At 36.1% G+C, this 12,223-nt stretch carries 9 protein-coding genes; 8 read left to right on the plus strand and 1 reads right to left on the minus strand.

Annotated elements, in window-relative coordinates; genetic code table 11:
* Window positions 1–139 precede the first annotated feature (139 nt).
* The 8 genes from QM491_RS24705 (at window position 140) to QM491_RS24740 (ending at window position 7,875) form a co-directional block, all read left to right on the plus strand.
* Entirely contained in the window at window positions 140–595 is a 456-nt protein-coding gene (locus QM491_RS24705) for a hypothetical protein (protein ID WP_283330238.1), read from the plus strand.
* Between the two features lie 207 nt (window positions 596–802).
* Complete coding sequence (locus QM491_RS24710) at window positions 803–1,426, plus strand: transposase (RefSeq protein WP_283330239.1); 624 nt, start codon at window positions 803–805, stop codon at window positions 1,424–1,426.
* A 73-nt stretch (window positions 1,427–1,499) separates the two neighbouring features.
* Complete coding sequence (locus tag QM491_RS24715) at window positions 1,500–2,276, plus strand: hypothetical protein (RefSeq protein ID WP_283330240.1); 777 nt, start codon at window positions 1,500–1,502, stop codon at window positions 2,274–2,276.
* 464 nt (window positions 2,277–2,740) lie between these two features.
* The gene (locus QM491_RS24720) at window positions 2,741–3,700 is read left to right on the plus strand and encodes a YHYH protein (protein WP_283330241.1); all 960 of its coding nucleotides are present in this window, start codon (window positions 2,741–2,743) and stop codon (window positions 3,698–3,700) included.
* Window positions 3,701–3,703: 3 nt separating this feature from the next.
* Window positions 3,704–4,318: a hypothetical protein gene (locus QM491_RS24725; RefSeq protein WP_283330242.1), complete on the plus strand. Its 615-nt coding sequence runs from the start codon at window positions 3,704–3,706 to the stop codon at window positions 4,316–4,318.
* A gap of 403 nt (window positions 4,319–4,721) precedes the next feature.
* Window positions 4,722–5,141, plus strand: coding sequence for a DUF2251 domain-containing protein (locus QM491_RS24730; protein WP_283330243.1), 420 nt, complete (start codon window positions 4,722–4,724; stop codon window positions 5,139–5,141).
* Between the two features lie 758 nt (window positions 5,142–5,899).
* Window positions 5,900–6,826: a hypothetical protein gene (locus QM491_RS24735; protein ID WP_283330244.1), complete on the plus strand. Its 927-nt coding sequence runs from the start codon at window positions 5,900–5,902 to the stop codon at window positions 6,824–6,826.
* 476 nt (window positions 6,827–7,302) lie between these two features.
* Complete coding sequence (locus QM491_RS24740; protein ID WP_283330245.1) at window positions 7,303–7,875, plus strand: hypothetical protein; 573 nt, start codon at window positions 7,303–7,305, stop codon at window positions 7,873–7,875.
* A 159-nt stretch (window positions 7,876–8,034) separates the two neighbouring features.
* Here QM491_RS24740 and QM491_RS24745 read toward each other — a convergent pair whose 3' ends face one another.
* A complete protein-coding gene (locus QM491_RS24745; protein WP_283330247.1) occupies window positions 8,035–12,192 on the minus strand; it encodes a hybrid sensor histidine kinase/response regulator transcription factor in 4,158 nt (1,385 codons plus the stop codon).
* Between the last annotated feature and the right edge of the window lie 31 nt (window positions 12,193–12,223).

A 12,223-nucleotide genomic window follows, 5' to 3' on the forward strand; every position in this document is an offset into this window, starting at 1 on the left:
TATTATATCTTTGCTGAGTACGTAGTACATAAAAAGGTTGCTTTGGTATGGTTCGCAAAACAAATATCAGCAACCTTTTTTATTTCTTAAGCAAGTCTAGCAAAAGTCAAGATGACTTCAGAGTTACAATGGCTATTGTGTGGGCAAAAACCTAACTATCATTCAATCTCTGATTTATTTTGTAGCATTACAAAATACCTTCAAACTATTCGTACTCTTTTTGAAAGAAGCTCAGCTTATCGGAGGTAAAACAATTGCCATTGACGGTACAAAAGTGAGAGCGTCGAACTCCAAAAAGAATAATTTTAATCTCAAAAAAATAGAACGTCACTTAACTTATATTGAAACTAAAACCTCTGAATACCTTCAACAATTATCAGAGAATGACAAAGCAGAGGATGAACTCGACGTCTCTCATATTCAAGCCAAAATAGAACGGCTCAAAAACGATAAAATCAAGTATAGTGCTTTAGAATCACTGTTGAACGAAGGTACTCAACCGCAGGTGAGCACAACCGATGCTGACGCTCGTGCATTGTTGGTACACGGTCAAGTAGTAGAAGTGAGCTACAACGTTCAAACAGCCGTCGACTAGCAACACAACTTGATTGTAGCCACTCACACCAAAATCGGAATGATAGAAACGCCTTGAGTCGAATAGCAATTGAGGCTAAGGAAAATATTCAAGCAGAAACCTTAACCGTCATCGCCGATAAGGGGTATCACAATGGACGTGAAACTCAAACCGCTCAATCAGTCAACATACAAACCATCGTTGCTACGGCAGAGTTAGTAAACAGCAATGACCACGGAACTCAGCCTGAGTATCTGGTATCGAAGTTCGGAGTCAGATACCTATACATGTCCACAAGGACAAACTTTAACGACCAAAGGCACTTGGCATCAAAAGAAAAGAGATCTAAACATGAGCTATCAATTCAAGAAATATCGTACACCTTCATGCACAAGTTGTCCAGTAAAAGACCTTTGTACGGGTCGAAAAGATGGTAGAAGGGAGATAGAACGTTCAGTATTCGCACTAGCGGTAGAACAAAATGCCAAGGACTATCAGAGCAATCAGGCATTGTATCGCAAGAGGCAAGAAATCAATGAACACATCTTCGGGACAATTAAACGGCACGGTCCGACGTCTCGGTGGGGTTATGACCATACCAATCTCAGAGGCTTGAGCAAAGTCAACGGAGAAATGGCATTAATCATGACAGTCTACAACATCAAACGTAGTCTGAACATCTTGGGTTTAATAGAAAAACTCCATAACTGGAGTCCAGACTATGCCAAAGCAAACTATTTTGGCAAAAAACGACCTATTTTAAGCCTGTATGTGTCTGCTAAAGAAAATGATTGGAAACTCCTAGAAAACAGCATCTCTCAGAAAGCACCAAAATGCTTCCTGAGGCAATAATATTACAAGTTTTTTTACTAATTTAAGTTTTTTCACAGACTGACGTTGGCGGTCATTTAAAAAAACATCAAGAATGAATAAACTTTACTTTTTTATCATTTGGACTTTTAGCTGCCAACTAACATTTGGACAGACAAAATTGTGTATTTTAGGGACAAGTCACGTAGAAACAGACAAAATTAAGGGCGAAGATTACGTAAAAGCTTTTAATAAATTCAAACCTGAAATTATTCTGTACGAAGCGGACACAATTTTAGATATTCGCAACAGTTTGAAAGGACTTGAAGGTGCAATAGAATTTAAGTCTATTCACAACTATCTTAAATCAAAGCCTAAAACTCAAATTTTACCTTATGATTGGACAGGAAAACGAGGTTTTATGGCTAAAAATAATTATTGGACAAGAATAGATAGTGTGGGCAAAGTTTTCAACGCTTATTTTTCGGCAGGACAAGCTGACAAACTTTCTCTTACAACATTTGAAGCATTTTCTGATTTAAAAATTGCTGAAAGTGAAATAGATTATGAAGATTTGGAAACATTAAATAAACCCTATGTAAGAAAATTAGTAGAACTAAAATCAAAGTGGGAATACAGAAAATTCCTTGATTTGGCTAATACTAATGACACCCTAAAAAAGATAGTTCCTATTTTACAAATGGCACAAGACTATTGGAACATTAGAAATAGGGAAATGGCACAGAATATTTTAAACATTGTGAATCAATATCCTAACAAACGCATTTTAGTGCAGACAGGAAATGCTCATAAATATTATTTGTACAACGAACTCGAAACAAAACAGAAGGACAACAATTTCACAATAGTTGAATATTGGGAGAAAAAATAAACGAACCGCCAACATGATATTTACGATAAAGTGGCAGGTGGAAGTAATTGAACAGTTTTACTACTATTTAGCTACAGTGATAAGGCTCAACTTTCGGAATACCCACTAGTGCTGGCTTCCTAGCCAGTACTTACCAAATCTAAGGATTCTAATCCTACGCAGAGATAAATTTTATTTTAATACAGCAATCTGTACTTAAGGTGAAGCTATGATGAATGTAAGCACAATTGTGAGGTTTTGGAAAGATTTTCTCTGGATAGAATCCAGAGAAAAAATGGGTACTGGTTAGGAAGCCAGCACCAGCGGGGAATCCTATGCTGGGTTAGATATACCTACGAAATAGAATTCAATGATAGAAATATGTACTCTTATTAGCAGATATTAAAAAAAATACATACCAAGACCGAAGGAAAAAATAATAAATATCGTCTAATGATATAATCTTAACTTTTAATTCGAATGGTATGACTTACAAAAATCTTTTATTAGTAGTATTAGTATGTACTTTGGCTTCTTGTAGTAAAGATGATACAACATTAACTACAAACAATGGTATTGTAATTAATGTTGATGCGACGCAATTCCTTACCGCGTCAGGAAACGTAACTATTACAACCGAAACAAGAACTCTATCGAATGGAACATCTGCTCCTTGCTACAAAATTGTCACTAAAAGTACACCAACTGACCACACTCAAGGTCCTTGGTGCCCTACCAATATTACAGATGATGCTACCAAAGGTGGTATTTGGATAGAAGGCGGTAATGTGTATGATGTAGATGGTGCATTTGTTAAAAATTTGGCTACTTTTTATAAAGACAACACATGGAAAATGTACAATACCACTACAGGTGTTATTACCAAAACCTCTACTTATGCTGAATGCCAAGCAGCTGCAAACCCGAATGTAGGTGCCGCTTACAAAAACTATTGTGTAGAATGTTTACCATCGTATGTTTCTTCGGTAACAAAAACCATTTATATTCCCATAACACCTATAAAATTGAATTCTCCTGTAAGTTTTGGGGCAGGCCCAGGAGCGTCGGGACCAACAATAAGAGGAATTGCTTTTAACGGTGTGGTGTTTGATGCACCAGCACCTACAAGCATCATTTTAGCTGCTTACACTTTAGCACCATTTGATGATGCTGGTGGACATATTAACATTGGTGCAGGTTATCACTATCATGCCGCAACAGGAAAATCTACAAAACTCAGTCAATCCGACGGGCATGCTGCTATGATTGGGTATGCTTTAGATGGTTTTGGAATTTATGAAAGATTAAGTGCTGCAGGGACGGAATATACCGACTTGGATGCAAGTCGTGGACATTATGACGCTACAAGAGGATACCATTATCATGTAGACAAAGCTGGATCTAATAATTTTATTAACAGTTTAGCGGGAGCGTATGCTCTGTAACAAATGAATTTTAAAGTAATATTCAAAATAATGGGAATGGTATTGTTCTCACCATTCCTTTATGCTCATAGTCCAGACCTTTCGAGCCTTATGATTTATGAAGAGAATGGAAAAACTTTTCTTGTAATAAAAAGCTCAATAGCTGCATTTGAAGGCGAAGTAGTTTATCTATACGGTAAAGAATCCTATAAAACACCACAGGAGTTTAGTGAGTTAGCAATTGAGTATTTCAAAGAAAACTGTTTTGTTGCTATTAACAATAAAACCATTAAGTTTATCAATCCGCAAATTCAATTAGGGCATGAAACAACACTTTTTGCCGAATTACAACATATACCTAAAAACATTAACTCCATACACGTAAAAAACACCTTGTTTAAAGATATGCCCAATAACTTATGTGAGCTGATTCTTATCTTAAAGGGCTTACCTCAAAAGCAGTATATATTAAACAACAAAAGTAGGCACGAGGTAAACCTAAAATTGGAGAAGAATAAATGGTCAATAGAGGAGCGTTCAAATGCCAACGTTACATCCAATAAATTCATTTTAATTGGGAGTATCATCTCATTTATTTTTGTAACAATAGTATTTACACAGCGAAAAAGCATCAGCTAGCATAGCTATTTTTTCTAGAAATTCACTTATCAAATCGGCTGAACTCCTTGTCAAAAGGACGGTTCTCTCGAGGACGCAATCATTCCATCAGTAGAGACGCAATGATTGTGTATTAAGCCAAGTCATATCTAAAATAGTAGCATCAAAAAGGGGTCGAAAAATATTTTTCGACCCCTTTTTTAATAAAAACTTGGAGAATAATCCCAACCCTAAAAATTCGGAATGACTCATGTTTAGTTAATGGAAGTCAGTCTTCCCACTCAACGAATTATTGACTTTTGTTAAAAAGGTCAATAACACCATCAAAACAACTACTCATATTCTGGATTAGCTGTACGGACGAAACAGAATTCAATTATATTGCGTGCCTAAAGAATTATCTAATTGGATACACCAAAAAGGTATGACAAACAAACTAAAGCTCATAATTTACGAAGAACAGACCTTCAAAGTTGGCAAATACGTATTCATTGACAGTACCGCAGAAAATCATAATGCCGTTGTATTTGAAGACAATTGCGAAACTGGTTATTTCTATGCAGTAGACAGAAATAATGACTTGAAGGTATTAGACGGACTTCATATCTACAACGTCGCAAATGTGACTGACAAACATAAACCGTCTACTTTGAAAATTCTTTGGACTGAAGACGAATCGAAAGCTTTTCTTTCAATAAATAATTACTATCACGCTATGTTTGATTTTAGGAATAAAGCTGGGTATTGTAGAAATGGATTCCCTGAAGCTAATAACTCGTGGACAAAAATAAAAGAGCGTACACTAACTGACAGATTAATAGACAACTTGTCAAAAGCCCAATAACTATCTAGCATTGAAAAAATTGTAAGTCTACAACTCAGTTGGATGCGTGGCAACCTTGATACTATAGGTTCTACAATAAATATTCTTAGGCTTTACATTATTGGCAAGACAAGGTTTTTATTCCTCCACTAGTGCTTGCTAGGAAGCCAGCACTTACCAAATCTAAGGATTCTAATCCTACGCAGAGATAAATTTTATTTTACATAAGGAGAACCTATGATGAATGTAAGTACAATTGTGAGGTTTTGGAAAGATTTTCTCTGGATAGAATCCAGAGAAAAAATGAGTAGTGGCTAGGAAGCCAGCACCAGCGTGGGACACTAAGCATTTTGATTCATTGATTTTTATGATTCGAGACCACAAAAATACAATTTATCAAATGCTTAGTTTATTCATCAACACTTTTCGAGAACTACCAAATGTTTAAAAGATGGTACTTGTATGAACTATACATCTGACTACAAGAGAGAGGATGGGGGAATGAACTACGGTGGGGTAACCTACCCCAAAAAAGAGTGCTAAAATCTAGTTCTTTGATACAAGTTGTTTGCATTGGTTATGAACGACTTGTATTTATATTATGCGCAACTTCAAAGTTAAAGTAGTATAAATTTGTAATGTAATATCTTATGAAATTGAATAAAATAGTAATTCCGTATAGTCAGATTATTAGAACGTCGATAATAATTTTGGTTACTTGTACAGTTAGTTTCTCGCAGAACTACAAGGAATATTATGCTCTACAAAATAAAGCTGAATTGGCAATAGTAGATAATGATTTTCACACAGCATTTGATTTTTATAGTAAAGCTTTTGCTCTGAATCCAAAACCGTTGGCAAAAGATATCTACAATTATGCAATGTGTAGTTTTCTATTAAAAAAGTACAAGAACACCTATAAATCTTTTAATGAGCTAATGGGTCTAGGACTATCAATAGAAGAAATCAAAAAAAATGAAGTATTAATAAAAGAAAAGGAAGTTATTAATCGAATTAGTAAGAATTACACATCATTCAAAGATAAATCGTTAAAAAATACCAATGTCTTTCTCAGAGATTCATTGAGAAAAATAGCTGATCAGGATCAATTATTTAGACGGATGAGTGGTAGTTACAAAGTATATGGCGATACTATCAGAAAAATTGATGAAGTGAATAATAAAAAATTACTTTCAATTATAGAGAAATATGGATACCCTAACGAATATTTAGTAGGTGTTTCTAGAAATCTTAATCCTTCTCAAAATTTTGATATTGTCATTTGGCATCAGACCCAAACAAATTTCATTCATGATTATACAAATATTTTAAAGGAAGCAGTAAAAAACGGACGGATAGATCCTCATAGAGCATCCGAACTTATTGAAAATCAACAAGGAGATGACAGATATTCATCACAAATATTATATAAAATTTCTTGTCCGAGTTGCTCAAAGGAAATCATTGATAAGATTAATAAAAAACTGTTTTACTATGATATAAAAGGTTCAATCAAAGCAAAAATAAATGACGAACGAGAGAAAATATTTTTAGAAAATATTGATGATTATGAAAAAAAAGTACTATTTGACTCAAAACCTAATCCTTTTAAGTTTTTTTATAAAGGAGGAATCCCAAATTTCAGTTTTGATAAAGAAGAAGATGTATTAATAACTATTAAAAAGATGAAATCTCTAAATGAATAATTAAGTAATTATTTTGACAACTAGTGCTGAGAAAACAGTAAATGACATCATTATTTGGCTCTTAAAATATCAGATACTATATTATCGTTTTGATGGATTCTCCCCCGCTAGTGCTGGCTTCCTAGCCAGCACTTACCAAATCTAAGGATTCTAATCCTACGCAGAGATAAATTTTATTTTACATAAGGAGAACCTATGATGAATGTAAGCACAATTGTGAGGTTTTGGAAAGATTTTCTCTGGATAGAATCCAGAGAAAAAATGGGTGCTGGCTTGGAAGCCAGCACCAGCGTGGGATAAAAAGCCTTTTCATTTTAACAACTCTGTAACAAATCAATAACACTTGAGTGACAGCAAGATGCAAGAAGAATATGGTAATTTTGTAAAGTGAACAGCATGAAAATTATCGTATTCAATAAACCTCTTTTATACTTCGATATTTTGTACAATCCGTTCTATTAAATCAAACAACAGATATGAAAAAAATCATTTATATGCTGATTTTACCACTGGTTGTGGTAAGTGGGCTGGTATTTGCCAATGCCAATCGTGAAGCTAAAGATGAAGCTGCTAGAAAGCCACTCTCAAAACCTCTCTCTATTGCAGAAAGGAAAGCTGCCTTAAAAAAATGGGAAGCAAGCCCCGATGGTATCATGTTCAAAAAATGGGAGGCGTCTCCCGCAGGAAAAAAAGTATATGCTGGCGAAGCTAAAATAAGGAAAAACATAAGTGCTTTTTCTGATATGGAAGCAGTTGTAACCTCTCTTTCTCTTCCGCCAGGCTCACGATTAGGTTTTGGAATAATGGTCAAAATTAATGGTGATGATTATATCCTTAGTTTTGGACTAGAAAAGTCTGACAATACTATTTTTAATTCTAACAATGAATTTGAGCAATTGCATAACCTGAAAGTGAACGACAAAATAACGATAAGAAGCCATAATGTATCGCATGCACCCAAGTATTCGTATCCAATAGTAGCAGGTGATTATGTAGAACAAAATCATAAAATAATCTATAAACGTGCTCTTCACCAAGGCGGTTGCTAGGGAGATAAATTAGCACCTGTATATTAAGTCAAAGAAATACCAAATGGGGTTTTGCTATGGTAAGGGCTTCACAAAATACCCACATTATACCAAAACCCCATTTGGCTTTAATCTCTCTTTCAAAAACACTTGCGCACTTTCCCTTTTTGTCTCTTTTCCCTATTTCAAACTTTCTCTCTTCTGCTTCGCATATTCTGATGGCGAAACCTGATAGGTTTGCTGAAACATTTTCCTGAAATACTTCATATCTTCAATACCAACCAACATTGCCACTTCGGTTACACGAAGGTTGCCATGATTTAGCAATTGAGCAGCCCTTTTGAGGCGAATGTCTCTTATAAATTCTACCAATGATTGCCCTGTAATGGACTTTATTTGACGGTAAATCGCCGACTGGCTCATTCCTATATCTCTCACAAGAGTTTGCACGGTAAACTCTTGATTAGTAAGGTTTGCCTCTACAATCGCCATTGCTTTTTCAAGCAAAGCTTTTGTTTCATCTGGAATATCTGGCAAACTCGGTTCTAGCAAAATCTGTTTCTGGTAATAGCTGCGTAATTGTGAGCGATTTTGAAGTATAGAAGCAATTTTGGCATTCAAAACCAAGGGATTAAATGGTTTCGCCATATATTCATCTGCACCCATTTCAAGTCCTTCCACTTCATGTGTTACTGCCGCTCTAGCCGTAAGCAAAAACACAGGAATATGGGAAGTTTTAGGATTTTGTTTGATTTTTTGACAAAGCTCCAACCCATCGCTATTCGGCATCATGATGTCGCTAATAATCAAATCGGGTTGCCATTCTAGGGCTTTATCCCAACCATCTAGTCCATCCACTGCAGTATCGACCTCATAATTTACCTCACAAATCTGTTTTAAATATGCCCTTAAATCATCTTGATCCTCTACAATTAAAATTTTGGCTGAGAATTTTTCCGTAACAACCATAGCTGGTATCTCCACCGTTTCTGATGATTCGGCCAGTTCTGAAGTATCTTCAAGTGTTTTTACCTTAGCACTTTCATGAAGATGATTTTTACCAAATGGAAGTTTTACCGTAAATATCGTTCCTTTCCCAACAGTACTTTCTACCTCTATACTGCCTTTGTGGGCTTCTACTAATTGTTTCACTAATGACAAACCGATACCTGTTCCTCTAATTTTGAGGGTTTCGGTATGGGAGGCTTGATAATAAGGGTCAAAGATTTTGTCTAACTCGTCGCCTGACATACCTATTCCAAAATCTTGAATAGAAATTTGGAGAAAGTTCTTACTTGGTCTGCCTGCTTCAAACACTGCCTCCTCGGAAGAACTACCGACAATTTCTGTTTTCAATGATATTTTACCTCCCGATGGCGTATATTTAAAAGCATTAGATAGCAAATTGGTCAAAATAATTTCCAATTTACTACTATCAAAAAACAGTTCTACGGTAGTTTGTGGCAAACTCATGGTATAATCTATTGCAGACTCTTGAGCTTTGAGTTTGAAAATCAAAAACACTTCTTCTATCATCGGAATGATATTTCCGAAGGTTGCTAGTATTTTCATATTGCCCGTTTCGGCTTTTCGAAAATCGAGCAATTGATTAACCAAGTCCAGTAATTTTCTGGTTTGTTGTAAAATCAGCATGATTTTGTCCTTCTTCTCATGTTCGGAAGAAGCCAGCTCTTCGATTGGCCCCAAAATTAAGGTTAGGGGCGTTCGCAGTTCATGCGAAACATTGGTAAAAAAACGAAGCTTGAGATCGGTCAAAGTCTTTTCTTGGTCAGCTTTGTACTTTTCCATCAAGACATCATTTTTCAATGCCTGCTTGGCTAGAGTAGCTTTTTGGTATTCTTTGAAAGCAAAAAATAGAACCAAAGCATATATCAAAAATGCCCACCAAGTTTTGTACCAAGGCGGTAGCACCCGAATTTTGATTTCGGCAGGTTTGGCCGACCACGCCCCTTCCCCATCACTTGCTTTGACCAAGAACGTATATTCACCAGAGTCTAAGTTTGAAAAGTTGGCAATGCGCTGATTATAATCTGTATAAATCCAATCGTCATTTGAACCAACCAGCTTGTAGGCGTACTGATTCTTTTTGGGATTTTTGTAATTTATTCCGACAAATTCAATCGAAAAGTAGTTTTCGTTAGGCTCAATAGTTAACTCCTCTGTTTCGTCTAAAGGTTTAGATAAAATCACTCTTCCATCGAAGGGTTCTCCAATGCGAACTTCTTTGTTATAAATTCTTAGTGTAGTCAGGTGTATTTCAGGCTTTTGATTGCTTGGCTGAATCTGTTCTGGTTTGAAATAGGTTACACCTTTGATTCCTCCAAAATAAAAGTAGCCTTCGTTATCTTGGCAGACTGCGCCAATTTTGAAAGAGTTACTTTGCAATCCATCGCCTACATCGTAATGAATTAAGCTTCTAGTTTGAGTATTGAGTCTTACCAGCCCATCACCTCCCAGCCAAAGAAAACCCTTTCGGTCAAAAATTAAAGACTCAATATTCGAATAGCCAATATTCCAACGTTCGACCTTACCTTCTGGAGATATTTTATTTAACCCCGCACCGATGGTACCAACCCATAAATTACCGCTGTTATCTTTTACCAAAGGCCAAGCATAATTGCCACTCAAACTATTGGGGTTATTTTTTTCATATTGATAATTTTTAATTACCCTTATACCTGTGGCTGACACTTGAAGTTTTAACACGCCTTTATCTCTCGAACTCACCCAAAGTTGATCGGTTGTTGGTTCATATAGCAGATAGGTACACTGTCTTGCTGGAAAATTATTAGTTTCTAGCGAATATTGCTGTAGTAATTTTCCCTCTTTATCAAACCTCAACAGTCCCTTTTCAAAGGTTGCCATCCAGATTGTACCAAATCTATCTTCTTGAATTTTTTCGATACTGGTGCCAAATAATGAAAGGTTTGGATTTACTTCGGTAATCGCTTTTCGGGTGTTTCCTTTGATTAAAAGAAGACCATTGTAGCGAGTACCAATCCATAGCGTACCATCTTGTTGTTGATAAAAAGCCGAAACATCTACGCCTGAACCATCACCATTGATAGGAATATGAGCAAAATTCTGAAATGAATGATTTTGAAGATGATATTTAGAAAACCCGTTTCTAGTACCAATCCACAAGTGCTGCTTGTCATTATCGGGCAAAAGACAATTGATGTAATTACTTGGTAAAGTTGTGGCAGAGCCAAACTGGCGTTGAATTACATAAAAAGGTTTTCTTTTGAGGTCAACCTTATTGAGTCCTCCCGAAGAAGCAGCCAACCATAAATTATGATATTTGTCTTCTAAGATCTGATGTACTCTTCCTGAATTGATACTGTATGAGTCGCCATCTGTAGGGAAAAACCGTTGCATAGAATTTCTCCATGTATTCAAATAACTAGGCTCAGTGCTTGCGGGAATATTTGACCAATAGTGTAAACCATGATTTGTTCCAATCCATAGATGATGGAAAGAATCAACATACACACTTCCTATTTCAGAAAAACCATTAATTAGGACAGAAGTCTTTACACGGTTGCGCTTGGATAATTTATCAACCAAAAACAACTCAAATTGAGTACCAATCCACAGATTGTCGAAAGCATCTACCCAAAGCGCTGAAATCTTATGATTGGTAAAAAAGGTCGGAATGGGCATTGATTGATTAGCTCCCAAATGCCATAAGCCATGTGTAATTGTACCAAACCAAATAGAGCCATCCTTTTCACGAACCATTGAAGATACGCCATACTGCGTAGTTCCATCTATAACGATTTGGCGAATGGAAACCAATAATTCATTTTTGAATTCTAGTACAAACAAGCCCATCGAACGTGTACCTACCCAAACTCTTCCATGTGAGTCACTTGAGATAGATAAAACATTGCTTACCCGAAGCTTTTCAAGCGCTTTTTCATCGACTCCGTTACCTACCCGTTCGGTAATATTGAGGAAGTTATCATGAAATTTATCAAAAAAACTCAAGCCCGCACTACCAGATGCCACCCAGAGACGTTTACTGGCATCGAGGTGCATGGCCACTACTCTATTGCTTGGCAAACCATTGTGAGGATTTACAGGAAGGTCGTAGTTTTTGAGTGTATAGCCATCGTATTTAGATACCCCATTGTTCGTACCAATCCAAATATAACCCGTACTGTCCGACACAATACAATTGGCATCACTATGTGGTAGTCCATCGTTAACGGTGATATGTTCGAAGCGATATTTATGGATATTTTCTTGCGCTATACCTGACAGCACCTTACCGAATAACAGTAGTGCTAATAACAATTTTATAATTTTCTTCATGGTTTAAAGCAATCATTAAGGTCTTATATTG

The organism is Flectobacillus longus, assembly GCF_030056705.1.
In the GTDB taxonomy this organism is placed as follows: domain Bacteria; phylum Bacteroidota; class Bacteroidia; order Cytophagales; family Spirosomataceae; genus Flectobacillus; species Flectobacillus longus.

Coding starts and splice junctions, on each gene's coding strand:
- QM491_RS24710 (WP_283330239.1), top strand. CDS start 803: ATGACCACGGAACTCAGCCTGAGTATCTGGTATCGAAGTTCGGAGTCA.
- QM491_RS24715 (WP_283330240.1), top strand. CDS start 1,500: ATGAATAAACTTTACTTTTTTATCATTTGGACTTTTAGCTGCCAACTA.
- QM491_RS24720 (WP_283330241.1), top strand. CDS start 2,741: ATGACTTACAAAAATCTTTTATTAGTAGTATTAGTATGTACTTTGGCT.
- QM491_RS24725 (WP_283330242.1), top strand. CDS start 3,704: ATGAATTTTAAAGTAATATTCAAAATAATGGGAATGGTATTGTTCTCA.
- QM491_RS24730 (WP_283330243.1), top strand. CDS start 4,722: ATGACAAACAAACTAAAGCTCATAATTTACGAAGAACAGACCTTCAAA.
- QM491_RS24740 (WP_283330245.1), top strand. CDS start 7,303: ATGAAAAAAATCATTTATATGCTGATTTTACCACTGGTTGTGGTAAGT.
- QM491_RS24745 (WP_283330247.1), bottom strand. CDS start 12,192: ATGAAGAAAATTATAAAATTGTTATTAGCACTACTGTTATTCGGTAAG.